The following is a 23,368-nucleotide window of genomic DNA, read 5'->3' as shown; positions in this document are numbered from 1 at the left end:
GTTTCCGTTGTATTTGGCGTTTGATGTAGCGTAAGTTCGCTAGCGAACCGACCGCATGTGGTTTGGCTTGTATTATTTACAACGAGGTGTGGTAATTTTCTTGTACCTTCAATCATCGGATTCCGATGGTCACCGGTAGGATTGGAAAATCCTATATCCATAGTGTTTTTGACAGGAGTTTATATGAATGACGCAGATCGCAATACGCATGGTACTGATAATAAAGCATCTGAAACTCGTTTGACAGGTTCGGAAAGACTCGTTGGCAATGTTGTTTGCAACGAGGGTGGTGAAAAACTGGGTAACATTAAAGAAATCATGCTGGATACAGCCTCCGGTAATGTGTGTTATGCGGTGCTGTCTTTTGGTGGTATCTTGGGAATAGGCAGCAAGCTGTTTGCGGTGCCTTGGTACCGATTGAAGTTTGATTCAGGCAAAAAACACTTTGTGCTGAATGTGGATAAGGATCGCCTCAAAAATGCGCCGGGGTTTGATAAGAACCACTGGCCGGATATGGCAGACAAATCCTGGGATAATCAAATGCACTCTTACTATGCGGCAATGAAGTAATCCTATCAGAAACATGATTATTCATGCCTGAAAACGGTCAGTACTTTAACTAAGTTGTTGATATTTAATGAATTTGTGTTGGATAAGGCGTCTGGCGATTATGTAATTCAAGACTATGATTAATAAAATTAATTCTATTAATATATCGAACAAGTCTTTCCTTTCGTCTTTCCCATTTAATTCTTCACATATTACACCTTATTCCTTTGGTACAGCCGGTGCTTATTTTACAAGCTCTAGAGTTAGTCCTGCTCCTACGGTACAAAATTCTTGGCCATTTATTGCAACAGGAAAACTGTTTTTTAGCGACTCAGTAGGAAATCAATACACGTGTACAGCGTCTGTAATTAAGCCCCGCCTTATTCTCACGGCTGGTCATTGTGTTTATGATGCAGTCAACAAGAAATGGTTTACGAATTTTAAATTCATTCCCGCATTTCATAATGGGAGCGCTCCCTACGAACAATGGTATTGGGCTTATGCCATAACGACTAATAATTGGGTGAATGGTGGAGGTAAAGTCCCCAATTCAGGAGATTTCGCGTTAATTGAGATGCAAGATAATTTTCTTGGCCAAAAACTCGGCAATATTACAGGTTATTATGGATATCTATTAAATGCTCTGAGTCCCAATCATGTAACAATTTTCGGTTATCCAGCGGCATTCGATCGCGCCAGTTGGTTGCACCGTGTGGATTCTTAGTCTTATAAGGCCAACTTCAATCAACACGGTCGAATTCGGTGCGGATATGACCGGAGGAAGCTCGGGCGGTCCATTCTTGGAAAATTTCGGGGATATTGCGAGTGGTCAATCTGTGTCTGGTTTTATGAACGCGCTAGTAGGCGTGGTTTCTTATGGACCAAGTGATACGGCTGTACGCTCTTTGGGTTCCAGCATCTTAGATGGCTAGTTTACCAATAACATAAAAACAGGCATTCTTGATGTAGCTTGTGCACGTAGAGCTGGCAACTGTTAATGAATAAACACCATCGGTATTACCGGTGGTGTTCCAATCCGTTTCCAGAGTTGAGGCAGAAATCATTGGAGGTAATTAACTGTAATGATTTAAGATCTTTACCCAACCTCAGCACACAGAACTCCTGATACTACCGCAATTATCCATCTTCTAAAACTCGGCGGCTTGGGGCCGGGCCTCCTATAATTTGCAGTGATCACTAATATAGTCTCCCCACCTCGCCATTAATTTACGTCGCTTTTCGAATAAATCACTCCTCCGGTAAGCAGCTTCTGTTTGGTTCTCGATCACATGAGCTAATGCTGCTTCGCAAACTTCCCGTGGAAAATTGGTTTTGTCGCCACACCAATCACGAAATGAGCTTCGTAAACCATGTACGGTAGCTCCAGGGTAAGAAACGCTTTTGAGCATTTTACTAGGGCCTGTTAACACAATCTGATTGCTTCGACGATGAGAGCGAAGTGGATAAAGGAGATGAAGACGACATCGAGCTTATCGAACCTGGAGAAGATGCGGCGAAATCCCTTGAGCCTTCTGAACAATCGTTCGATCTCGTTGCGTTTTTTGTACATGGCACGGTTGTATTCCCAGGGTGACAAGCGATTTGCTTTGGGCGGAACAACCGGGATGTAACCCAAATCTAGTGCCAGTTGCCGGGTTTGGTCGCCCTCATAAGCACGATCCATCAGCAGGTAGGTGGGCGTATTGACGGGACCGAGGGAAAGCAAAAGCTGCCTGCCCTCTGGCGCATCGTGGGCGTGACCGGGCGAGAGGGCAAAGCCTATGGTTGTTCTGGAATCTGCGGCAACCAGATGAATTTTGGTGGTCCATCCACCTCGAGATTTTCCGATGGATTGGGGGTCGTTTTTTTTAACGCACCCGTACCGTCGGGATGGACTTTGATGCTGGTGCTGTCCAGCGAAACAGTTTCAATACGGATACGGATGATTTGCTGATGCTGAAGTTGCCCAAATACATGGCTCAGTACACCACTCTTTGCCCAGCGATTCATGCGGGTATAGATGGTATGCCAGTTGCCGAATCGCTTGGGCAGTCCTCGCCACTTGCAGCTATGCTCGGCAACGTAAAGAATGGCATTGAGAACTTGCAGATTGGAATGGCTGACGTTGCCACGCTGACGCGGCAGGCAGTGCTCGATCTGTTGATACTGAGTTTCGGTGATTTCCATCACCAAATTATATCAAATAGCGTTAACAGGCCCTAATTGCTACATCGCTGAGTTTTCGACCAAACACATGATCATCATTCGCTGATTTGTATTTTTCTAACAAAGTCACTATTTCCAGGCACTCACGGCCTAGCGGCACACGGTGTATTCGACCCGATTTCATTCGGTTGGCTGGGATTGTCCATGTTTTTGCGGTCTTATCGATTTCATTCCAAGTGATGCCACGCGCCTCTGAACTTCTGCAAGCGGTCAGAGCTATCCATCGAACGCAATAAGCGCTCCTACTATTTTCTTCTTTTGCACGCAATGCTTTCATGACATCAATCAATTTGTCATAGGGAATCGCATTAAAATGAACGACAGGAGTTACTTTCTTCGGTGCTGGAAAAATGTGGTCTAAACAACCTTTCCATCGAGCGGGGTTACTCTTATCTATATTTTCATGAAGAAAAGCGTAATCCAGTACAACTTCTATCCGCTGTCTTACCCTTGAGGCAGTTTCCGTCTTGTCTTTCCAAATTGGATTAAGCGCAGCTTTAATATCATCTCCGCCAATATCCGTGATGGATTTATTGCCAATGAATGGAAACGCATATTGCATTAGCGTGTTTCTCCATTGGCTCTCGTGCTTGCTGTTCCGCCATCCGGTCTTTTTATGTTCTATGCATTCGAGTGCATAGTCAGCGAAAGTCTTACTTGGCTTTTCTACACGCAATACTTCTTTAGGGGATTGGCCATTTGCAATTGCACGCCGCATATGACCGGCGATTTCACGAGCTTCGGCCAGTGTTCTATCCGTTGTTGAGCCTAATCCAAGTTCAATGGCCCGGCCATTTTGCTTATATCGGAATACCCAGCTGCGAGAACCGGAATCTCGTACTCGTAAAAGCAGGTTATCACCGTCCGAGTGTGTGCCAGGTGGGAGTGAATTGATTTGTACTGATTTTAGTCTTTTAACTTCCTTTGCCATCTCGTCTTGCCATCCGTCTTTCCCAAAAAGTTGGATGGCATTATATTCCACGAGATTCCTCTGGACAAACTTCAGAGTGAATCTATTGACTTATTAGCTTATTTATACTGCTTTGGATTTCTTTGGATCAATGGTTGGCGGAGAGGATGGGATTCGAACCCATGTGCCAAGTTACCTTGACCATCTGATTTCGAGTCAGCGCCGTTATGACCGCTTCGGTACCTCTCCTTGGGGTGGCAATGATACACCGGTTTGAGCTGGTTGAGATCAAACCGGTATTTGAAATGGGGTAAATTTACATATTCGCGTTATGCTGTTGTTGCCAATGCGCCACGCATTTTTTGCAGTGCTTTGGCTTCAATTTGACGGACGCGTTCTGCGGATACGCCTAATTCCGCAGCGAGATCATGCAGTGTCGCGGTATCTTTTTCCCTTAACCAGCGGGCTTCAATGATATGGCGGCTGCGATCGTCCAGAGACGCGAGCGATTGTTGCAGGCCTTTTTCGCGTAAATTCGTGATTTGCTCATTTTCCAGAATCTGTGAGGGTTCTTCGCCGTCGGTTAAATAACTGATCGGGCTGAAAGCATCGTCTTCTTCATCTGAAATGGGTTCCAGTGAAATATCTGAACCATTAAAACGCTTTTCCATTTCCACCACTTCTTCGGATTTAACCCCCAACTGCGTAGCCATTGCATCCACTTCTTGCGGGTTCATTGTATCCAATCCTTGCTTCATGCTGCGCAAGTTGAAAAACAGTTTACGTTGCTGTTTGGTGGTGGCTATTTTAACCAAGCGCCAATTGCGCATGATGAATTCGTGAATTTCCGCTTTTATCCAGTGAACGGCAAACGATACCAAACGCACGCCGCGTTCAGGGTCGAAGCGTTTAACCGCTTTCATCAGTCCGATATTACCTTCCTGAATCAAGTCGGCTTGCGGAAGACCATAGCCTTTGTAACCGCGCGCGATGGCAACTACAAAACGCAAGTGCGACAGAATCAGTTGTTGCGCAGCTTCGAGATCGCCCTGATTCCACAAGCGCCGGGCCAGACTGGTTTCTTCCTCTTGGGAAAGGATAGGGAAAGAATTAACAGACTGAATATAACTTTCTATACTTCCACCCATTGAGGGCAGTGTTAAAGCATTCGTCATTGTAATAATCTCCTGATGATGGATTGTGCTTACTCTTCAGTTTTCAATTGAATATATTCTAGCACTCCCGTAATGAGAGTGCCAAATTTTTGGAAAGTTCGTGCTTGACGCCCGGTTTATTTGGGTTCGATTTGCCAGAGATGGCTTGCAACGGAGATGCGGGCGCCTAACCACCCTAACCAAGCGGAAAACAATAGCAAGCTGACGCTATCAACTGAGGAAAGATGTTGTAGCTGCAAATCAATGCGATAAAGTTGCGCAAGGGTGATGAGCTCTTCATTGAGCGCGCGGATGGCCAGCGCCATGATGAGCCATGCGGTAGCGCCTCCCGCCAACCCCTGAATCGCGCCGAAATAGAGAAAAGGACGCTGGATGAAACTGTCGGTTGCACCGATGAGTTTGGATATTTCAATTTCATCGCGTTTGGTCAGAATTTGCAGGCGGATGGTGTTGAACATGATTGCGATAATCGCAATGCTCAATAGCGTTGCCAGCATCAGCACGGCAAAACGGGCGAGATCGAGTAAGGCATTCAGTCGCTCGATCCAAGCGGAATCAAATTGCACGTGTTCGATTTCCGGCCAGCTTTGCATGACCGTGCGCAATTGCTCCAATGCCTCGGTATTGCTTTCCTGGGTGTGAATTACAAAAGCATCCGGAAGCGGATTGCGCATCAGGGTGGGAGTGATATCCGTGAGTCCGGTACTTTGTTGTAACTGCTGGAGCGCGACGTCTTTGGGGATAAACTGGACAGTCTGGATTTGCGGATTTTCTTCCAAGCGCTGATTTACTTTCTCAATGCTATCCTGTGTCATATCAAGCTTAAGAAACAAACTCATTTGCGGGGAATCCGCAGTTTGCCCAGAGATGGCTTGCAGGTTTTGCATGAGCACGTAAATGCCGGCCGGGAGACTGAGGGCAATGCCCATCACAATAATGCTGAGCAAGCTGGTAACCGGTGTTGAAATCAGCCGTTTGAGCGTCAGAAAGAACACAAACCCGTGTTGCGTCAGCCATGCGCGTATCATGCCGCCAGTTTCCCTTGTTTGAGTGACAAAATGCGATGTTGCGTATCTTCCAGCAGTGAAGCATCGTGCGTTGCAATCAGCACAGTGACGCCCACTTGGTTAAATGAAGTGAACATGGTCATGATATCCCGGGCGTATTCAACATCCAGATTGCCAGTGGGTTCATCGGCAATGAGAATTGCCGGACGATGGACCACGGCGCGCGCGATGCATAAACGCTGTCTTTCTCCGCCGGATAATGCGATAGGCATGGCTTTTTCTTTTTTGAGCAAACCAACCTTATCCAAAGCGGCGCGAACCCGTGCAGCTACGGTATTGTTATCAAAATTGCTGATTTGCAGCGGCAGCAGGACATTGTCAAAAACGCTGCGGTCAAACAGCAGCTTGTGATCCTGGAAAATAAAACCGATTTTGCGGCGCATATAGGGAATGGCGGCCGGTTTAAGCTGGGCGATATTCTGCCCGCTGATCGTGATGGTGCCGGATGTTGGCCGTTCTATGGCGGCGATGAGTTTTAATAACGTGCTTTTCCCCGCGCCTGAGTGGCCGGTCAGGAATACCATTTCACCGGGTTCCACCGTGAGATCAACGTTATTCAGCGCCACATACCCGTCGGGATAACGTTTCGAGACATTTTTGAAAGTGATCATCGGCCTGTGCCTTATGCTATCCGTAGCGTTTAATCAAACAGTGCATCAACAAACTGCCGGGCGTCAAACGGTCTTAAATCGTCCACGCCTTCGCCGACGCCGATAAAACGCAATGCTGGTGGATTTTCTGGGTACTGCCCGGCAATTGCCGCGACCACGCCGCCTTTGGCGGTGCCGTCCAATTTGGTCAGAATCAGACCGGTGACATTGAGCGCTTCGTCAAACGCCTTGACTTGCGTGATGGCATTTTGTCCGGTATTGGCATCGAGTACCAGCAATACTTCGTGCGGCGCATCCGGCATCGCTTTGGCGACGACGCGTTTGACTTTTTTGATCTCCTCCATCAAATGCAATTGCGTGGTTAACCGTCCGGCGGTATCCGCCAGCACGATATCGATGCCGCGCGCTTTGGCGGAATTGACCGCGTCGAAAATCACCGCCGCCGGATCGCCTTTTTTATCCGGATCGCTGTCCGGCGCAATCACGGTGACATTGTTGCGTTCCCCCCAAGCAATCAATTGCTCGCGCGCAGCTGCGCGGAAAGTATCGCCGGCAGCCAGCAATACCGATTTTCCCTGAATTTGGAAATATTTGGCCAGTTTGCCAATTGATGTGGTCTTGCCTACGCCGTTGACGCCGGTGATCATGATGACGAAAGGTTTATGTGTGGTAGTATCCAGCGGTTGTGCCAGTGGTTCCAGCATGGCAATGAGCGATTCTTTCAGTGCTTCTTTGAGTTGTGCCGAGTCTGTCAGGGCATCGCGCTTGACTTGTTTGCGCAGATTTTCCAATAACTGCTGCGTTGCGCTGACGCCAATATCGGAGGTTAATAAAATAGTTTCCAGTTCCTCGTAAAGCGCCTCATCAATTTTGCCGCCACCGAATAAACCCGATAGCTGTTTGCCCAGATTCTGCCGGGTGCGCGCTAACCCTTGCTTAAGTTTGGCGGCGAAGCTTATCGATTCTTCCGGCTTGGACTCGGCTTCAGCTTCAGCTTCAGTTTGAACATCGGTATCGGGTGAGACCGGTGTTTCAGCGGAGTCTGCGGGATTTTTTTTGGATTTAAAAAAACTAAACATTCTGGTAGGCTCTTCTACTGATAGACATTGGAAATTCTCAAAGCCTAATTTTATTCTGTTTACTCACATTTTGGTTGGTAAAAATGAAACCTGATTATTGTTTTACTGTACATCGCTTTTTTTCTTTTTCCGGGTTATGCATCGCGATCCTGCTGATTTCATCCACAGCAGCTGCCAATCCGCATGAATTTTTACTCGATAATGGCCTGAGATTGATTGTTAAACAGGATCATCGCTCACCGGTGGTGGTCACGCAAGTCTGGTACAAAGCGGGTAGTATCGATGAAGTAAACGGCGTCACCGGTGTAGCGCATGTGCTGGAACATATGATGTTCAAAGGAACAGAGAAAGTGCCGAATGGCGATTTTTCAAAGAAGATCGCCGCTGCGGGCGGCCGGGAGAATGCCTTTACCAGTTACGATTACACTGCCTATTACCAGCAATTGCATAAGAATCACTTGCCTATGGCGATGGAGCTGGAAGCGGACCGGATGCGCAATTTGATTCTGACCGAGGAAGAGTTTTCCAAAGAAATTAAAGTGGTGATGGAGGAGCGCCGGTTGCGTACGGAAGACCAGGCCCGTTCATTGCTGTATGAAAAAATGATGTCGGTTGCTTATCAAGCGCATCCATACAAAAACCCGATTATCGGCTGGATGAACGATCTGGAAAATATGCGTGTGGAAGATGCGCGCGAATGGTACGACCGTTGGTATGCGCCTAATAATGCGATATTGATTGTGGTCGGTGATGTCGATGCCAATGAAGTATTCCGGCTGGTGCAAAAAAACTATGGCACTATCCCTAAGCATCCCTTATTGCCGCTCAATGCCCGCAAGCCGCAAACCGAGCCGCCGCAAACAGGCACCAAGCGCATCATCGTCAAGGCGCCGGCGGAACTGCCTTATCTGATGATGGGGTATCACGCGCCGACGATTAAAAATGTTATGGAAGACTGGGAGCCGTATGCGCTGGAAATACTGGAAGGTGTCCTGGATGGCCATGCATCGGCCAGGCTGAATAAAAATTTGGTGCGTGAAAGCCAGATTGCCAATTCGGCTAATGCGGGCTATAGCGCGATGGCGCGCGGTCCAAGCATTTTCTTTCTGAGCGCGGTGCCGCGTGCCGGTAAAACAGTTGCCGAGCTGGAACAGGCTTTGCGCAAAGAAATCGAGAAAATCACCAAAGATGGCGTCACTGAAGATGAATTGGCGCGCGTGAAGGCGCAAGTTGTCGCCGGTCATGTGTATCAGCGTGACTCTATCTTTTCCCAAGCCATGCAACTGGGGCGGTTGGAAAGCACCGGATTGTCCTACCGCGATATCGATGTCATTCTGGAAAAGCTGAAAGCGGTTACGGCTGCGCAAGTCCGCGACGTGGCGAAAAAGTATTTTAATGACGATAGCCTAACCGTGGCAGTCTTGGATCCGCAACCGCTGGAAAGAAGAGCGCCTGCGAAAGTACCCGGCGGTTTAAGGCATTAAGTGAGTTACATCCATCGAAACACTGACAGTCGCATTGAACTGCTGAAAACTTGAGCGGCTGTCAGAGTGAAGCACTGAGGAATATTGATTAGCTTTTAAGCGTTGTTTGTTTCCGGCTCAATGACTATGAGCGCTGTCTTTGGATTGCTCCGTATTCCCCTGTTTATGCATGTGATCCATCATGCGGTGCATTTCCGATTGATCGATAAAGCCGTCTTTGTTGGCATCTTTTTTGTCAAACATGGCTTCATGGTGTTTCATAAACTCTTCCTTGCTGATTTTGCTGTCTTTATTCGAATCCACTGGCCCCATGTGTTCACACTGATGGCCGTGCGCATCACCGGACTTTGCATCGCCATGACTATGGCCTGCGGCTTGCCCGCTTTGATGCTGGTGGCTGCTGCCTTGCGTGGCATCAGCGGCGAATACCGTGGTTGCAGTGCCTGCGAGTAAAAAAACAGTTGCAGCGGCGATAGAAACCAAATTTCTTTTGTGGCGCATCTTGTTTCTCCTAAATGAGATAGTCAATGAATGAAAGAGCAAAATTTTCTTTCGGTTTTTTAGAAACGGTTCCCCCAGTAAAGTTCGGAAAACCATTTCAATATTATGTTATGTGATGCCGCGGAGAGCGTGAGGTCAGGCGACGATAAAATGCTCGCGGTAATACTTCAATTCGTTGATGGAATCGTAAATATCCGATAGCGCTTCGTGCTTGCTGTCTTTGGAGAAGCCTGACGCAATTTGCGGTTTCCAGCGTTTGGCGAGTTCTTTGAGCGTGCTGACATCCAGATTACGGTAGTGAAAATAAGCTTCCAATTGCGGCATTGAACGTACCATGAAGCGCCGGTCCTGGCAGATCGAATTGCCGCACATTGGTGATGCGCCGGAGGGTACATGCAGTTTCAGGAATTCGATCAGTTGCGCTTCCACTTCCGCTTCGTTGAGGCGCGATGCTTTCACCTTGCCGATCAGGCCGGATTTGGAATGTGTCGATTGATTCCATTTATCCATGCTGTTCAGCACTTCATCCGGCTGGTGTACGACCAGAACCGGGCCTTCGGCGACAGTATTCAGTTGTGAATCGGTAATCACCAGAGCGACTTCAATGATACGATCGGTATCCGGATTGAGCCCGGTCATTTCCATATCGACCCAGATGAGGTTATTGTTATCTTGTGCCATAATTGTTTCGATTTTTTTGAATGCAATGCGTTTAATTGTGTCATATCGCCATCAGTCCGTCACTTTTAAACAGATTGGGAATGCCCGGCTTATTTGGCAGTGATCATTGAATATTGAATGAATTCAAACTTTAGCGCTTAAAACAAACTACTATGCAAACATTTACTTTAGTTTTTCTTTTCGCATTATTACTGACAACGCTGACTCAAATCTGGCTGGCAGCAAGACATACCGGTCATGTACGCACGCATAGGGACAAGGTGCCGGAAGAGTTTGCCAGTCAGATCAGTTTAAGCGATCACCAAAAGGCTGCGGATTACACCTGCGCCAAAACGCGCGCGGGCTATCCGGGCATATTGCTGCAAGTTGCGCTGCTGCTAGCATTTACCCTGGGTGGCGGCTTGAATGCCTTGAGTGAATTCTGGGCGGGCTGGTTAAGCGATCCCGTGGCGCACGGCATGGCATTGATTATCACCACATTCTTCATCATGAGCGCCGCTGACATTCCGTTGAGTTATTACCGCACTTTTGTGATCGAAGAGCAATACGGTTTCAATAAAATGACGCCGGGAATGTTCTTTACCGATCTTATTAAACAATCCGTATTGGGTTTATTGCTGGGCGCGCCTTTGTTATTTTGCGTATTGTGGTTGATGGAGAAAATGGGCGAAAGCTGGTGGTTGTACGCCTGGTTTGCCTGGATCGCTTTTAATTTGTTCGTGCTGGCGATTTTTCCGACATGGATCGCGCCGCTGTTTAATAAATTCACACCGCTGGAAGATGCCACGCTGAAAACGCGCATCGAGCAATTGATGAGCAAATGCGGTTTCAAAGCCAGCGGTTTGTTTGTCATGGACGGCTCGCGCCGCAGCAATCACGGCAACGCGTATTTCACCGGCTTCGGTAAAACCAAGCGCATTGTCTTTTTCGATACTTTGCTGGCGCGTCTGAATCCAAGTGAGATTGAAGCGGTTTTAGCGCATGAATTGGGGCATTTCAAACACCGTCACGTGATCAAACGTATCGTAATTTCTTTCGCGATGAGTCTGGCGTTTCTCTGGATACTGGGTTTTCTGATGGGGCAAAGCTGGTTTTATGAGGGGCTAGGTGTGACGGTTGCAGCCGTGCCGTCAACTGCGATGGCGTTGTTGCTGTTTTTCCTGGTGATGCCAGTGTTTACTTTCCTGTTGCATCCAATATCGAGTATTTACTCACGTAAACATGAGTTTGAAGCGGATGCCTATGCCGCGCAAAATGCTTCGGCGGATGATCTGATTCACGCACTGGTCAAACTGTATCAGGATAATGCGGCTACACTCACGCCGGATCCGCTGCATTCCGCATTTTATGATTCACACCCGCCCGCGGCCATTCGTGTGGCGCACTTACAAAGTCAGGGGCAAGCATGAATAATAGCGTATGCGATTTAACTTCCAAGCAATGCAAACCTTGCGAAGGCGGCGTACCGCCGCTGCCGGGCGCGGAAGTTTCCGCCTTTTTGCAGCAGGTTCAAGGGTGGCAATTGCAAGACAAACAGATCAGCAAAGCCTACGCGTTCAAGAATTACTACCAAACCATGGCATTTGTGAATGCGGTAGCATGGATTTCGCATCGCGAAGATCATCATCCCGATATGCTGGTGGGCTACAATCAATGCGTGGTTACGTATACCACGCATGCGATCGGCGGTTTATCCGAGAATGATTTTATCTGCGCGGCGAAAGTCGATAAGTTGTTCTCAATTTGAGCGCCCGCTCCGGAAAAAACAAGCCACAAACGAAGCGTTTAACCGGACAAGTGGTTGCCGCATTCGGCAGACACTATTCGGTTGAAACGGCAGCGGGAGAAACCATCTCTTGTGTCATGCGCGGCAAAAAAGGCGGGATTACTTGCGGCGACCTTGTGGAATATCAGTTGACTACCGTAGGTCAGGGCGTGATTGAAACCGTACAGCAACGCACTTCATTGCTTTACCGGAGCGACGCGTTTAAGGAAAAAATCATCGCCGCCAACGTCACGCAAATCATCATTGTAGTCGCGGCTACTCCCAGTTTCAGCGAGGAGCTGATCAATCGCTGTCTGGTTGCGGCAGAAAGCGAGAATATCAAGGTATTGATCGTACTGAATAAAGCTGACCTGATCGAACCGGCCCAAACGGCGATGGAAACGCTCTCGTTGTATCAAAATCTTGGCTATGCCGTATTGCAATTAAGCGCAACACAGGATATTTCCGCGCTTCGGCCTTATTTGTCAGGTCACCTCAGTGTTTTGGCCGGGCAATCCGGCATGGGCAAATCCACATTGCTCAACGCATTGATACCCGAAGCCAAGCGCGCTACTGCGGAAATCTCATTAGCGCTCGATTCCGGCACCCACACCACCACCCATTCGCAGCTTTATCGTCTCGATGACGATAGCGCCATCATCGATTCGCCCGGTTTCCAGGAATTCGGCCTGAATCATATCAAAGAAGAAAATCTGGCGTGGGGCTTCATGGAGTTTCATTCTTATATCGGGCGATGCAAATTCAATAATTGCCACCATACCCGGGAACCGGGCTGTGCTGTGTTATTGGCAGTACAACAAGGGAAAATTCATCCTAAGCGTTTAGCTTTTTATCAGAAACTATTGCGACGCGATGAGTTTAGTGCAAATATTTAACGATGTGAGATGAATCTGAAAAAGTATTCAAATGTAACGTCTCTTCAATGTCTTATGGTGTCAGCCCTGCCGGGCATGAGTCATTTTACCGGCAATCCGATCTGGCAGGATTGCTCGTAAAAATCCAGTAGTGGAGCAGCACTATTATTCAACAATCTCCTGCAATTCCTGAAACAGCAGCCGGAAACTCTTGGGTGGTTTTTCTGCTGCCTTCTCTTTTTGCGCATTGCGGATCAGCAGTCTTAGACGCTGCAAGTCGGCTTGCGGATATTTCTGTGCAAATTCGGTAAGCGCGTTGTCATCGTTCAGCAGCCGTTCGCGCCAGCGTTCAAGCTGGTGCAGGCGGGCGGTTTGGTGTGTGGATGTTTGCTGCCAGGAATCGAGCTTTTCCTTAACCGGCAGCGCATCGATTTCGCGCATCAGGCGTCCAATGTATTGCATCTGACGCCGCCGTGCGCCATGTTTTTGCATGGGCCGGGCCTGGCTGATGGCGTCGATTAAAGTTTCCGGCAAATCAAACTCTGTCAGTTTTTTCGGATCCAGTTCCACCAGTTGCTCACCGATTTCCTGCAAGGCATGCATGTCTTTTTTGCGCTTCGTTTTACTCGGCGCGCTTTCTTCGTTGTCGTCGTATTCCGGTTCTTTTTGCACGGTAACCTGTGTAATGCGGTGTGAATAAGCTGTTATCATAGCCTCCTCGTTTGAAATCCGCTTATATTTTCATCTTTATTGTACGACATGAATAATTTACCCGTTTCCGATACCCGATTTTCCTATCCTATCAGCACACTGCAACAAATCGCCCGCGATATTTTGCAACATGCTCAAAAAGGCGGCGCCAGCGCTTGCGAGACGAATGTTTCCGATGGTTTTGGACAAACCGTCACGGTGCGTCAGGATGCCGTGGAAACGATTGAATACAATCGTGATAAAGGCTTGTCCGTGACGGTTTATATCGGACAGAAGCGCGGCCACGCCAGCACCTCTGATTTTTCCTCGCAGGCGATCAGCGACACGGTTGCCGCCGCGTTATCGATCGCGCGTTACACCGCGGACGACGATTGTGCCGGATTGGCGGAAGCGGAATTGCTGGCTAAAAACTACCCAAGTTTAAATTTGTATTACCCGTGGCAAATCAGCGTTGAAGAAGCCATCGAACTGGCGAGAAGCTGCGAACAAGCCGCGTACGCTGCGGACAAGCGCATTACTAATTCCGAAGGTGCGACCATTTCCGTCAGTGAATCGCAATTTATCTATGCCAACAGTCTGGGATTCATGGGCGGTTATCCGCTATCGCGCCACAGCATCAGTTGCGCCATGATCGCAGAGCAAGGCGACAGCAAACAACGTGATTACTGGTACAGTGTGGCGCGTGACGCCGCCGATCTGGAGACGGTGCAAAGCATCGGTGAAAAAACGGGCAAGCGCAGCGCAGCGCGTTTAGGTGCGAGAAAGATCGACACCTGCGAAGTACCGGTATTGTTTGAAGCGCCGATTGCTTCCGGCTTAATCGGGCATTTCGCTTCGGCGGTGAGCGGCAGCAATCTATACCGAAAATCTTCCTTTCTGCTGGATAGCATCGGCCAGCAGGTTTTCGCGCCGGATATCCAGATTCTGGAGCGCCCTCATCTGCACAAAGGCCTGGCGAGCGGTCCGTTCGACGACGATGGCGTCGCGACCGTCGATCGTAACATCGTGGAAAACGGCACTGTGCAGGGTTATTTCCTGGGCAGTTACTCCGCGCGCAAACTTGGTATGCGCACCACCGGAAACGCTGGTGGCACGCATAATCTGATCATGCAGAACGGCACGGCAATGGGCTTTGACGCGATGCTAAAGCAGATGGGCAACGGCTTGTTAGTCACCGAACTGCTCGGGCATGGCATCAATGCAGTTACCGGAGATTATTCACGCGGCGCTTCCGGGTTCTGGGTCGAAAACGGTGCCATCAGTTATCCGGTCGAAGAAATTACCATCGCCGGCAATTTGAAAGAGATGTTCCGGAACATCGCAGCCATTGGTAATGATGTCATAGTGCGCGGATCGAAACAGTGCGGCTCGGTATTGATCAACCGCATGACGGTAGCCGGAGGTTGAAAACGCTGCATGAAGGTATTGCGGTGTATTGAGCGAGCGATAGATAAATTGACGGGTGCGGCCCGTTGATCGGAAGTTTAACCGGATTTCCCCGCTTATCGCTTTTGCAGCAAAAAAATGAACTCCTGGTCTACCTCAGACAACGATAACAATTCATTTCCGGTTTGTTCGGCAAAAACCTGAAAATCGATCACGGAACCCGGATCTGTTGCAACGATTCTCAATATTTGCCCGCTGACCATCCCAGCCAGCGATTGCTTGGTGCGTAGAATGGGCAGCGGGCAATTCAAGCCACGCGCATCTAACTCTTTATCTGCTTTCTGCATTTCTTAGTCATATTATTGGGCGCATTACTATACTGCCTGCGTGGGCGAATTCAAAGACCGGAGGTAGCTTATCCGGTATTTTATCTTAGCACCAAGGGCTGCGATGACGTGTCGTATGGTTGATTTAAGGTTTTCTTGGTTACAGTCAAGCTGGTTTTTACAACTAATTCTTTTAGAATAAATCGCTTGGTGTTATAATCCCGGCCTTTTGTTTTATCTTGTTATTCAATCAAAGTTATCGAGGATTTTGCCAATTTATGACGACAATTAAAGTTAAGGAAAACGAACCATTTGAAGTTGCTATGCGCCGCTTTAAGCGTTCAATCGAGAAAACAGGAATACTGACCGAATTGCGCGCTCGCGAATTTTATGAAAAACCGACCGCAGAACGCAAACGCAAACTAGCAGCAGCTGTGAAGCGGAATTACAAGCGCTTACGCAGCCAGTTGTTGCCACCTAAGCTTTATTAAATCGTTATATATTAATACCGGTTTTTCTTCCGGTAGCGTTTTTCCAAAATGATGAGTTGATAATCGATTAATTGCATCTATTTATCATGAGCTTAAAACAGAAAATCACGGAAGATATGAAAGCAGCGATGCGCATGGGTAACACCAAACAGCGGGATACTATCCGCTTGCTGCAAGCTGCAATCAAGCAACGTGAAGTGGATGAACGCATAGTGCTGGATGATGCGGCTGTCATTGCGGTTATTGAAAAAATGCTCAAGCAGCGCAAGGATTCTATTGCTCAGTATGAAGCCGCGCAGCGATTGGATCTGGCCAATATTGAGAAAGAGGAAGTTACTATTCTCAGTGCCTATATGCCGCAAGCATTTAGCGATTCCGAAATCGATGCGTTGATCACTGAGGCCATTTCAGAAACGAATGCAGCCGGCATGCAGGATATGGGCAAAGTTATGGCCATACTGAAACCGAAGCTGACCGGTCGTGCTGATATGGGTAAAGTGTCAGCACTGATTAAAGCCAAGATATCAGCTTGATATTGATTGGCTATTGCGGATTATTCTCAAAACAAACCACAACGATTGCAATTTATTTATACTTGAAGCTGATTGTTATTGACAGCTCCGGGTAGATGATTCCGCAATCTTTTATACATGATTTACTCAGTCGCGTGGATATTGTCGATGCGATTGATCGTCATGTCCCGCTGAAAAAAGCGGGCGCTAATTTTGTTGCCTGCTGTCCGTTCCATAGCGAAAAGACCCCTTCATTCACAGTCAGTCAAACCAAGCAGTTTTACCATTGCTTTGGTTGCGGCGCGCATGGCAATGCGATCAGTTTTTTGATTGAATATAGCGGCTTAAGCTTTGTCGAAGCAGTGCAAGATCTGGCGGCCTACGCTGGTATGCAATTACCGGAGCAACAAAGCAGTAATGTGTCTCATCATTCTGCCTCGGATGACTCACAGCAGGACTTCGCAAGCGATTATGACCGTAACAACGCTGAAATATCGCCGCAAGACCTGTTAAATGCACTACAAATCGCCACCCGCTATTACCGCGAGCAGCTAAAGGTTTCCGAAAAAGCCATCGCCTATCTTAAAAAGCGTGGCCTATCCGGTAAAACGGCGGCACGATTTGCTATTGGCTACGCTCCTGCAGACTGGCAAAACCTTGAAGCGGTTTTTTCTGATTATAATTCAGACAAAACCCGGAAATTATTGACGCAAGCTGGATTAGTCATTACCAACGGTGAAACCAAGCAATATGACCGGTTCAGGGACCGGATCATGTTTCCAATCCTTAATCAGAAAGGGCAGATTATTGGCTTTGGCGGTCGTGTACTTGCAAAAGAAGAACCTAAGTATCTGAACTCCCCCGAAACGATTTTATTTGAAAAGGGACGAGAGCTGTATAACCTGTTCTCGGCGCGCCGCGCTATCCGCGAAGCGAATTGCGTCATTGTTGTAGAGGGATATATGGATGTCATCGCCCTATCGCAACACGGGATTGATTATGCGGTAGCCGCCTTAGGTACCGCGACGACGAGTTTTCATGTACAAAAACTCTTGCGTCAGACGGATAACATTATTTTCTGCTTCGATGGTGACAAAGCAGGCAGAAAAGCAGCCTGGCGCGCACTCGAGAATAGCTTGGCGCTGCTATCCGACGGTAAATATCTGAGTTTTCTTTTTTTGCCCGAGGGAGCAGACCCGGATAGCTATATCAATCAATTTGGTAAAGAATCTTTTGAACAGCAGCTCAAACACACTCTGCCGTTATCGGAATTTCTATTCAAGGAGTTATGCTCAGAAGTCAATCTTCAAACCAGCGAAGGCCGCGCAAAATTGATCAGTGATGCAAAGCCGCTGCTGCAACAAGTCACGGCCCCGGCTCTATCGCTGATACTGATCAGGCGCTTAGCGGAGCTTAGTGAGATTGATCAAGGGGAATTGGATGAGTTGCTGCAGATCAAACGCTCATCCAAAATGCGTACAATTGAGAATAAACCAGCAAAACAAATCATTTCGCCTTTACGCTGGCTCATACTGATGTTGTTGCTTAATCCAGACTGTATCGAGAAACTGGATAAAAGCTGGCTTGCAGAATGGAACGAAAACACGGAAGAAGCTGTTGCATTAAAAGCATTGGTTGATTTTCTTGATAAGCACCCCCACATAGCGAAAAATAAATCAGCACATTCATTGCTGACTTATTTGCAAAATAGCCCGCACAAAACATTGCTGGAAAGTATTAAAAGTGAGGCGCTAAAGTGGGATGACGGATTTGATTTAGAAGCAGAATTCTTAGGCGCATTAAAAATATTGCAGCAAGCATACCGCAAAAAGCGTTTTACCGAATTAAAGAATAAATCTATGACAATGAGTATGTTAACCGATGCGGAGAAACAAGAATTTCAGCAATTGATCAAGCAGCAAAATTAGTTATTAGGTGTCAGTAATATCGAATTTTGATATAATCTCGCACTTTCAGCTTTTAATTCATCCAAATTATTGGGAATCCAATATGCCAAAAACAAAAGCGGTCGAATCAAAAGATAAAGATAATAAAATTATTAAGAAATCAACAGCTCAGAAAATAAAAGATACTGGCAATGAAATGGTGGAAAAAGAAGAGTCTAAGAAATTAATAGCTAAAACTGAAAAAAGTGTTAAGGCAACCGGCAAAAAAACAAATGAAAAAGCAACCGGCCTAGAGGCAACCGATTCTGCAGAAATAAAAGAAGCGCCGGTTAAATCAACACGCACTGCGGCAGAATTTTCTCAAGCCATGCTTGGTGGCGATGATGTTGAGTTCAATATAGGCAAGAAAGCCAGAGGTAGAACCCCCAAAAAGAATAAGGCGGCTGGAGGACTGGATTCTATTGATGATATAGACTCGGTTTCCGTTATTGAAGGCGGTAATCCGCAACCGCAAGATATCGAAGCGCGGCGCATGCGCTTGAAAATACTGATCGGATTAGGCAAAGAGCGTGGCTATCTGACTTACGCCGAAATCAATGATCATTTGCCCGACGATATGCTGGATGCTGAGCAGATAGAAGGTATCATCAGCATGATCAATGATATGGGCATATCCGTGCATGATGAAGCGCCGGATGCGGAAACATTGCTGATGTCCGATGCCGCAACCACCGTGGCTGATGAAGATGTGGCGGAAGAAGCGGAAGCAGCGCTCTCTACGGTAGATTCCGAGTTTGGACGGACAACAGATCCCGTGCGCATGTATATGCGCGAAATGGGTTCGGTGGGTCTGCTGACACGTGAAAGTGAGATTGAAATCGCAAAACGCATCGAAGGCGGTTTGCGTCATATGATTCAGGCAATTTCTGCTTGTCCTCCGATCATCGCGAAAATTGTTGATTTGGCTACGGAAGTTGAGAAGGATATATTACGCATTGATGAAGTGGTTGATGGATTGTTGGACGCCAATGCGCAAGAAATCACGAACGAAGAATTTTCAGAAGAATCTTTAGAGCAGGAGTTAGCTTCCAGCGATCTTGGCGATGATGACGAAGATGAAGATGGTGATGGCGCATCAATTGCCAGTGCGGATTTGTTGAAACTTAAAGCAGATGCATTGGAGCGTTTCACGGTAATCCGTGAAATATATACCGAAATGCAAGACCTGCTTGAGAAAGAAGGCCCTTATCATCAAGGTTATATTGAGCTTCAGGACAAAATCTCATCCGAGCTGATGGGTATACGGTTCTCGGCGAAAATGGTAGAGAAGCTCTGTGATACTCAGCGCGAACTCGTGGGAGATGTGCGCAACTATGAGCGCAGGATAATGGATTTATGCGTATCCAAAGCAAAAATGCCCAGAAATCACTTCATCAAAACGTTTCCTGGGAATGAAACCGATCTTGATTGGGTAGCGCAAGAAATCGCCATTGGAAAGCCTTATAGTCAAGCGCTTGAACACTATAAACCTGCAATTTTGGAAGAGCAGCGGAATTTGCTGGAACTCAAAAACAAGGTTGGCATTCCGATCAAAGACTTAAAAGAAATTAATCGCAAAATGTCAACGGGCGAGGCTAAAGCGCGCCGGGCCAAACGCGAGATGACGGAAGCCAATTTACGGCTGGTAATTTCTATTGCTAAGAAATACACTAACCGTGGATTACAATTTCTCGATCTGATTCAAGAAGGCAATATCGGTCTTATGAAAGCAGTCGATAAATTTGAGTACCGGCGTGGTTACAAATTTTCAACATATGCTACATGGTGGATACGCCAGGCGATCACCCGTTCCATTGCGGATCAGGCGAGAACCATCCGGATTCCCGTGCATATGATTGAAACGATTAATAAAATGAATCGTATTTCACGTCAGATTTTGCAGGAAACCGGACAAGAACCTGAACCGGCGGTTTTAGCGCAAAAAATGGAGATGCCCGAAGAGAAAATTCGTAAAATTCTTAAGATTTCCAAGGAACCAATCTCCATGGAGACCCCGATTGGTGACGATGAAGATTCACATCTAGGTGATTTTATCGAAGATGCAGCCACGATGGCGCCTGCAGATGCGGCAGTTTACGCAAGCTTGCGCGGTGTCACTAAGGACATTCTGGATTCTTTAACCCCGCGTGAAGCCAAAGTGCTGCGTATGCGTTTCGGCATTGAAATGAATACCGACCATACCTTAGAAGAGGTCGGCAAACAATTCGATGTTACCCGTGAACGCATTCGTCAAATCGAAGCCAAAGCACTGCGCAAGTTACGTCACCCTGCTCGTTCTGAACGTTTACGCAGCTTTTTGGATACCGGCAACAATTAAAATAAGCAATAAGGGTCTGTAGCTCAGTTGGTTAGAGCAGGGGACTCATAATCCCTTGGTCGTAGGTTCAAGTCCTACCAGACCCACCAACAAATCAAGAGGTTAGATAAATTTCTAACCTCTTTTTTCTTTCCGATGTGACAAAATTGTGGTATCAAGGATATTTGAAACCAGCTCGGCATGCTGCATGAGCTGCGGTTTCGATAGGTGTGCATACCGCCTTACCATCTCTTCCGATTCCCAACCACCGAGTTCCTGCAGTACATTCATGGGTGTGCCCTGTTGAGCCAACCAGCTTGCCCAAGTATGGCGCAGGTCGTGCCATCTAAAGTTTTCTATTCCTGCTCGTATTAATGCTAGTTTCCACGCACGGGTATTTACCCATGCAATCGGGTTTCCGCGAAATGTGAAAACTCTGCTTTGATGCTTACCGACTTGTCGAAGTAACACCGTTACAGCAACAGAATTAAGCGGAACGTGAATTGCTTTTCTTGCCTTGGCTTGGTCGGGATGAATCCAGGCAGCCTTACGCTCAAGATCAACCTGATTCCATTCCAGATTAATAACGTTTGATTGTCTCAAGCCTGTTGATAAAGCAAATATCATCATATCCTGTTGATGTTGTGGCAATTCATTTAGTAATATTTTTACTTGCTCCGGAGTTAGCCATCGAATACGGCGTTTTGGTTCTGGGAAAAGCCTGATTTTTGGAATTTTGTCTATCCACTCCCAATCATGGCATGCTTTCCGCAGAATTGCCCGTATCAGTGCTAAATGGCGATTAGCAGTTGATGGGCTTGTATCCTTTGCTTTTGCATGTGCAATGTGATCGATTAATTCCCGGTCAATTTCTTGCAATGGCTTATTACGTAAGAATTGCTGTAACCATCTAAGTTTTTCTTTGTCGCGTTCATGGGTAGCTTTATGCTGTGTTTCGAGTAGAAACTTAGCTGCTGCCTCATCCCATGTGTACTCCGGCTTTTCTCTCAATCTTTGAATGCGCCAGGATTCAGCTTTTAGCTTGTCATGGTATTCTTGCGCTTGGGCTTTGTCGGCTGTGCCAGCAGAGCATCTAACACGCTCTCCTGCTGGTGTGGTGAACGCGATCCACCACGTATTACCGCGTTTGTAGAGTGGCATATGTTTACCTCCTTTTCTGAAACCACTCGCAACGCTTGCCGAGGGTTAGAATACTGTGATCTGATGTGTTCAACAAGATCATCAAGAATAAATACCCAGCATTTGCCCAATTTTGCACCGGGTAATTTCCCAGATTTTGCGCGACGGCGCACCTCTTCTGGGTGCATCTTGAGAAAATTGGCAGCCTCAGTGAGTAAAAGTGTTTTCATAGCGCATGGGCTCACCGGGATTGTTAAAATCAAAACTTCTTTTGATATAGCCTTCTTTGGATACTTGCCACAAAGGAAAGGTAAGCATAGAAATTAATGTTTGACGGCACCGGATTGAAACTTCAATCGGTTGAAAACACAACACTGTCCAAGCCTCATAAAACAAACCAGGATTAATTTGATGCGGAAGAATACCGAGCCGATTGGCATCAGCAAATAAGTTGGCAAGTTCGCCCATTGCCCAATCAAGATCGTCCGCTTCAAATCTCATCGGATTTTCCCTTTGTGCGTAAATAATGATCTGTGGAAGCAAGGCGACGGGGAATGGCATGCCGTTTTAGTTGTTCTACAATAAGCTCCGCACTGCCTTCGCGTTGCAGCATGACATTGAGGAGTGCGCCATAAGCAGTTGATGCAACCTGCTTCAAGCGCTCATAGCTGATTCGATCCTGTTCTTTGATTGTGGTGATACGACAGGCACGATCAGTTACCCAGGATAGACATGGATAAGCACCTGCGACATATTCGCCCGGATGCAGCAAAACTTCCCAAGGAATGACGCGATCTTTTGCATGAAGTTCAACCTCCCAGCGTACCCAAGGACTGGAAGGATCGCCTAGTTGCTTGCCCTTTTCATAAATCCTGATGAGCTTGCCATTTTTACGATTGCCAACGTATACACTACGACCTGAACCGTCAGGTTTAATCCAGTTTCCATGCTGTGTAAGTTTCGGTTCTCTGCCGCCGTGTTTAAAGTGGCCTTGCGTATAAAATTCAATGGCCATATCAACAGAATGAACGCCGTTGAAATCATCCACCGCTCCATCCCAGCGAGTAATGCGCGCTCGAAGTTGATCTCTCAGGTATAAAGCGAAAGATTGCCAATCAGGAATTAATGCGCAACCTTCGCCGGGTAGAGACAAGAAAGCAGTGTTGTTTTGGCCGCCGTATGCAAATAAAACGCAGCCATAATCAAACTGAAAGGAGAATTGCCAACCATGAAGCCCTCGCTGCTGGTCTGTCATTCCACCAAAAATACCCTTAGTTGCTTCACTAAAGGATTTAAAAAATTCAAATGGATTATTATTTTCTGGATGAAAAGGGAAGGAAACATTCAGCCAGTCAGTTAAGGCCGCCTGTGATTTATTTTTTTCTCCGGTGGGACTTTCCCCCCGTATTACCGTACGGGGGGTGTCAACGGTGTGATTTGTATCGGATGCATGAGTATTATCCAATGTTGCGCCAATGCTATGCGCTGCGTTGGGTGCTGACGCCCCCAACCGCGCATCCGCATTGGCATCATTCTGAGTATTTAATTTTGCAAAAGGTTTTTCCATACCCTCCACTATAGAGGGTATGCATTCCCCTTGTCAAGGATATTTAATA

The 23,368-nt window shown here is 47.1% G+C and carries 25 protein-coding genes and 2 tRNA genes; 12 read left to right on the top strand and 15 right to left on the bottom strand.

Annotation, left to right across the window (positions count from 1 at the left end; genetic code table 11):
- The first annotated feature begins 183 nt into the window (after positions 1–183).
- The gene (locus R2103_RS13410; protein ID WP_317531875.1) at positions 184–570 is read left to right on the top strand and encodes a PRC-barrel domain-containing protein; all 387 of its coding nucleotides are present in this window, start codon (positions 184–186) and stop codon (positions 568–570) included.
- Between the two features lie 115 nt (positions 571–685).
- Entirely contained in the window at positions 686–1,273 is a 588-nt protein-coding gene (locus R2103_RS13405; RefSeq protein WP_317531874.1) for a trypsin-like serine peptidase, read from the top strand.
- A 699-nt stretch (positions 1,274–1,972) separates the two neighbouring features.
- Here R2103_RS13405 and R2103_RS13400 read toward each other — a convergent pair.
- The 7 genes from R2103_RS13400 to ftsY all read right to left on the bottom strand — a co-directional run bounded on the left by R2103_RS13400 (position 1,973) and on the right by ftsY (position 7,617).
- A protein-coding gene (locus R2103_RS13400) for an IS5 family transposase (RefSeq protein WP_317531873.1) occupies positions 1,973–2,736 on the bottom strand; the annotation gives its coding sequence in 2 pieces (ribosomal slippage) (positions 1,973–2,421 and positions 2,421–2,736; 765 coding nt in all).
- Between the two features lie 22 nt (positions 2,737–2,758).
- Positions 2,759–3,757, bottom strand: coding sequence for a tyrosine-type recombinase/integrase (locus R2103_RS13395; RefSeq protein WP_317531872.1), 999 nt, complete (start codon positions 3,755–3,757; stop codon positions 2,759–2,761).
- An 84-nt stretch (positions 3,758–3,841) separates the two neighbouring features.
- Positions 3,842–3,934: transfer RNA gene (locus tag R2103_RS13390), tRNA-Ser, on the bottom strand.
- Positions 3,935–4,014: 80 nt separating this feature from the next.
- Entirely contained in the window at positions 4,015–4,860 is an 846-nt protein-coding gene (gene rpoH, locus R2103_RS13385; protein WP_317531871.1) for an RNA polymerase sigma factor RpoH, read from the bottom strand.
- 116 nt (positions 4,861–4,976) lie between these two features.
- Positions 4,977–5,888, bottom strand: a complete 912-nt coding sequence (gene ftsX / locus R2103_RS13380; protein ID WP_317531870.1) for a permease-like cell division protein FtsX — start codon at positions 5,886–5,888, stop codon at positions 4,977–4,979.
- Positions 5,885–6,538: a cell division ATP-binding protein FtsE gene (gene ftsE / locus R2103_RS13375; protein ID WP_108697829.1), complete on the bottom strand. Its 654-nt coding sequence runs from the start codon at positions 6,536–6,538 to the stop codon at positions 5,885–5,887. Before ftsE ends, ftsX begins: the two co-directional genes overlap by 4 nt.
- Before the next feature lie 29 nt (positions 6,539–6,567).
- The gene (gene ftsY / locus R2103_RS13370) at positions 6,568–7,617 is read right to left on the bottom strand and encodes a signal recognition particle-docking protein FtsY (protein ID WP_317531869.1); all 1,050 of its coding nucleotides are present in this window, start codon (positions 7,615–7,617) and stop codon (positions 6,568–6,570) included.
- 83 nt (positions 7,618–7,700) lie between these two features.
- Here ftsY and R2103_RS13365 point away from each other — a divergent pair, with 83 nt between their 5' ends.
- Positions 7,701–9,101, top strand: a complete 1,401-nt coding sequence (locus R2103_RS13365) for a pitrilysin family protein (protein WP_317531868.1) — start codon at positions 7,701–7,703, stop codon at positions 9,099–9,101.
- Positions 9,102–9,218: 117 nt separating this feature from the next.
- Here R2103_RS13365 and R2103_RS13360 read toward each other — a convergent pair whose 3' ends face one another.
- Together R2103_RS13360 and orn are read right to left on the bottom strand one after the other, a co-directional pair.
- A complete protein-coding gene (locus tag R2103_RS13360) occupies positions 9,219–9,602 on the bottom strand; it encodes a calcium-binding protein (protein ID WP_317531867.1) in 384 nt (127 codons plus the stop codon).
- 135 nt (positions 9,603–9,737) lie between these two features.
- Entirely contained in the window at positions 9,738–10,283 is a 546-nt protein-coding gene (gene orn / locus R2103_RS13355) for an oligoribonuclease (RefSeq protein ID WP_317531866.1), read from the bottom strand.
- 152 nt (positions 10,284–10,435) lie between these two features.
- On the opposite strand from orn, the gene R2103_RS13350 reads away from it, so the two are divergent.
- The 3 genes from R2103_RS13350 to rsgA are packed head-to-tail and all read left to right on the top strand — an operon-like array spanning position 10,436 to position 12,944.
- Positions 10,436–11,692 (top strand): M48 family metallopeptidase, encoded by a 1,257-nt coding sequence (locus R2103_RS13350; protein ID WP_317531865.1) that lies wholly within the window; start codon positions 10,436–10,438, stop codon positions 11,690–11,692.
- On the top strand, positions 11,689–12,030 hold the full coding sequence (locus R2103_RS13345; protein ID WP_317531864.1) for a 4a-hydroxytetrahydrobiopterin dehydratase: 342 nt from the start codon (positions 11,689–11,691) through the stop codon (positions 12,028–12,030). The genes R2103_RS13350 and R2103_RS13345 overlap by 4 nt, the downstream gene beginning before the upstream one ends.
- The gene (rsgA, locus tag R2103_RS13340) at positions 12,027–12,944 is read left to right on the top strand and encodes a ribosome small subunit-dependent GTPase A (RefSeq protein ID WP_317531863.1); all 918 of its coding nucleotides are present in this window, start codon (positions 12,027–12,029) and stop codon (positions 12,942–12,944) included. Before R2103_RS13345 ends, rsgA begins: the two co-directional genes overlap by 4 nt.
- 144 nt (positions 12,945–13,088) lie before the next feature.
- On the opposite strand, the gene yjgA is transcribed toward rsgA, so the two are convergent.
- Positions 13,089–13,634: a ribosome biogenesis factor YjgA gene (gene yjgA / locus R2103_RS13335; protein ID WP_317531862.1), complete on the bottom strand. Its 546-nt coding sequence runs from the start codon at positions 13,632–13,634 to the stop codon at positions 13,089–13,091.
- Between the two features lie 48 nt (positions 13,635–13,682).
- Here yjgA and pmbA point away from each other — a divergent pair, with 48 nt between their 5' ends.
- Positions 13,683–15,041: a metalloprotease PmbA gene (pmbA, locus tag R2103_RS13330; protein ID WP_317531861.1), complete on the top strand. Its 1,359-nt coding sequence runs from the start codon at positions 13,683–13,685 to the stop codon at positions 15,039–15,041.
- A 95-nt stretch (positions 15,042–15,136) separates the two neighbouring features.
- Here the strand turns inward: pmbA and R2103_RS13325 are convergent, their stop codons facing one another.
- Positions 15,137–15,367, bottom strand: a complete 231-nt coding sequence (locus tag R2103_RS13325; RefSeq protein ID WP_317531860.1) for a sulfurtransferase TusA family protein — start codon at positions 15,365–15,367, stop codon at positions 15,137–15,139.
- Positions 15,368–15,624: 257 nt separating this feature from the next.
- On the opposite strand from R2103_RS13325, the gene rpsU reads away from it, so the two are divergent.
- The 5 genes from rpsU (at position 15,625) to R2103_RS13300 (ending at position 20,722) form a co-directional block, all read left to right on the top strand.
- Positions 15,625–15,837, top strand: a complete 213-nt coding sequence (rpsU, locus tag R2103_RS13320; RefSeq protein ID WP_013648785.1) for a 30S ribosomal protein S21 — start codon at positions 15,625–15,627, stop codon at positions 15,835–15,837.
- Between the two features lie 86 nt (positions 15,838–15,923).
- Positions 15,924–16,370, top strand: coding sequence for a GatB/YqeY domain-containing protein (locus R2103_RS13315; protein WP_317531859.1), 447 nt, complete (start codon positions 15,924–15,926; stop codon positions 16,368–16,370).
- 95 nt (positions 16,371–16,465) lie between these two features.
- Positions 16,466–18,277: a DNA primase gene (gene dnaG / locus R2103_RS13310; protein ID WP_317531858.1), complete on the top strand. Its 1,812-nt coding sequence runs from the start codon at positions 16,466–16,468 to the stop codon at positions 18,275–18,277.
- 82 nt (positions 18,278–18,359) lie between these two features.
- The gene (rpoD, locus tag R2103_RS13305) at positions 18,360–20,633 is read left to right on the top strand and encodes an RNA polymerase sigma factor RpoD (protein WP_317531857.1); all 2,274 of its coding nucleotides are present in this window, start codon (positions 18,360–18,362) and stop codon (positions 20,631–20,633) included.
- A 12-nt stretch (positions 20,634–20,645) separates the two neighbouring features.
- Positions 20,646–20,722, top strand: a tRNA-Ile gene (locus tag R2103_RS13300).
- 25 nt (positions 20,723–20,747) lie between these two features.
- On the opposite strand, the gene R2103_RS13295 is transcribed toward R2103_RS13300, so the two are convergent.
- The 4 genes from R2103_RS13295 to R2103_RS13280 are packed head-to-tail and all read right to left on the bottom strand — an operon-like array spanning position 20,748 to position 23,319.
- Positions 20,748–21,740 carry a tyrosine-type recombinase/integrase gene (locus tag R2103_RS13295; RefSeq protein ID WP_317532103.1) on the bottom strand — a complete coding sequence of 331 codons (993 nt, stop codon included), beginning with the start codon at positions 21,738–21,740 and terminating at the stop codon, positions 20,748–20,750.
- The gene (locus R2103_RS13290) at positions 21,650–21,940 is read right to left on the bottom strand and encodes a helix-turn-helix domain-containing protein (protein ID WP_317532102.1); all 291 of its coding nucleotides are present in this window, start codon (positions 21,938–21,940) and stop codon (positions 21,650–21,652) included. Before R2103_RS13290 ends, R2103_RS13295 begins: the two co-directional genes overlap by 91 nt.
- 19 nt (positions 21,941–21,959) lie before the next feature.
- Positions 21,960–22,253, bottom strand: a complete 294-nt coding sequence (locus R2103_RS13285; RefSeq protein ID WP_317531856.1) for a hypothetical protein — start codon at positions 22,251–22,253, stop codon at positions 21,960–21,962.
- Positions 22,243–23,319, bottom strand: coding sequence for a replication initiation factor domain-containing protein (locus R2103_RS13280; RefSeq protein WP_317531855.1), 1,077 nt, complete (start codon positions 23,317–23,319; stop codon positions 22,243–22,245). The genes R2103_RS13285 and R2103_RS13280 overlap by 11 nt, the downstream gene beginning before the upstream one ends.
- Positions 23,320–23,368: the final 49 nt, after the last annotated feature.

This window comes from Nitrosomonas sp. Is24 (assembly GCF_033063335.1).
Taxonomy (GTDB): Bacteria; Pseudomonadota; Gammaproteobacteria; order Burkholderiales; family Nitrosomonadaceae; genus Nitrosomonas.
This window is presented reverse-complemented; position numbering and strand designations above follow the sequence as displayed.

Excerpts from the sequence above, each read along its gene's own strand:
- R2103_RS13410 (WP_317531875.1), top strand. The coding sequence starts at position 184 with ATGAATGACGCAGATCGCAATACGCATGGTACTGATAATAAAGCATCT.
- R2103_RS13405 (WP_317531874.1), top strand. The coding sequence starts at position 686 with ATGATTAATAAAATTAATTCTATTAATATATCGAACAAGTCTTTCCTT.
- rpoH (WP_317531871.1), bottom strand. The coding sequence starts at position 4,860 with ATGACGAATGCTTTAACACTGCCCTCAATGGGTGGAAGTATAGAAAGT.
- ftsX (WP_317531870.1), bottom strand. The coding sequence starts at position 5,888 with ATGATACGCGCATGGCTGACGCAACACGGGTTTGTGTTCTTTCTGACG.
- ftsE (WP_108697829.1), bottom strand. The coding sequence starts at position 6,538 with ATGATCACTTTCAAAAATGTCTCGAAACGTTATCCCGACGGGTATGTG.
- ftsY (WP_317531869.1), bottom strand. The coding sequence starts at position 7,617 with ATGTTTAGTTTTTTTAAATCCAAAAAAAATCCCGCAGACTCCGCTGAA.
- R2103_RS13365 (WP_317531868.1), top strand. The coding sequence starts at position 7,701 with ATGAAACCTGATTATTGTTTTACTGTACATCGCTTTTTTTCTTTTTCC.
- R2103_RS13360 (WP_317531867.1), bottom strand. The coding sequence starts at position 9,602 with ATGCGCCACAAAAGAAATTTGGTTTCTATCGCCGCTGCAACTGTTTTT.
- orn (WP_317531866.1), bottom strand. The coding sequence starts at position 10,283 with ATGGCACAAGATAACAATAACCTCATCTGGGTCGATATGGAAATGACC.
- R2103_RS13350 (WP_317531865.1), top strand. The coding sequence starts at position 10,436 with ATGCAAACATTTACTTTAGTTTTTCTTTTCGCATTATTACTGACAACG.
- R2103_RS13345 (WP_317531864.1), top strand. The coding sequence starts at position 11,689 with ATGAATAATAGCGTATGCGATTTAACTTCCAAGCAATGCAAACCTTGC.
- yjgA (WP_317531862.1), bottom strand. The coding sequence starts at position 13,634 with ATGATAACAGCTTATTCACACCGCATTACACAGGTTACCGTGCAAAAA.
- pmbA (WP_317531861.1), top strand. The coding sequence starts at position 13,683 with ATGAATAATTTACCCGTTTCCGATACCCGATTTTCCTATCCTATCAGC.
- R2103_RS13325 (WP_317531860.1), bottom strand. The coding sequence starts at position 15,367 with ATGCAGAAAGCAGATAAAGAGTTAGATGCGCGTGGCTTGAATTGCCCG.
- rpsU (WP_013648785.1), top strand. The coding sequence starts at position 15,625 with ATGACGACAATTAAAGTTAAGGAAAACGAACCATTTGAAGTTGCTATG.
- R2103_RS13315 (WP_317531859.1), top strand. The coding sequence starts at position 15,924 with ATGAGCTTAAAACAGAAAATCACGGAAGATATGAAAGCAGCGATGCGC.
- dnaG (WP_317531858.1), top strand. The coding sequence starts at position 16,466 with ATGATTCCGCAATCTTTTATACATGATTTACTCAGTCGCGTGGATATT.
- rpoD (WP_317531857.1), top strand. The coding sequence starts at position 18,360 with ATGCCAAAAACAAAAGCGGTCGAATCAAAAGATAAAGATAATAAAATT.
- R2103_RS13290 (WP_317532102.1), bottom strand. The coding sequence starts at position 21,940 with ATGCACCCAGAAGAGGTGCGCCGTCGCGCAAAATCTGGGAAATTACCC.
- R2103_RS13285 (WP_317531856.1), bottom strand. The coding sequence starts at position 22,253 with ATGAGATTTGAAGCGGACGATCTTGATTGGGCAATGGGCGAACTTGCC.
- R2103_RS13280 (WP_317531855.1), bottom strand. The coding sequence starts at position 23,319 with ATGGAAAAACCTTTTGCAAAATTAAATACTCAGAATGATGCCAATGCG.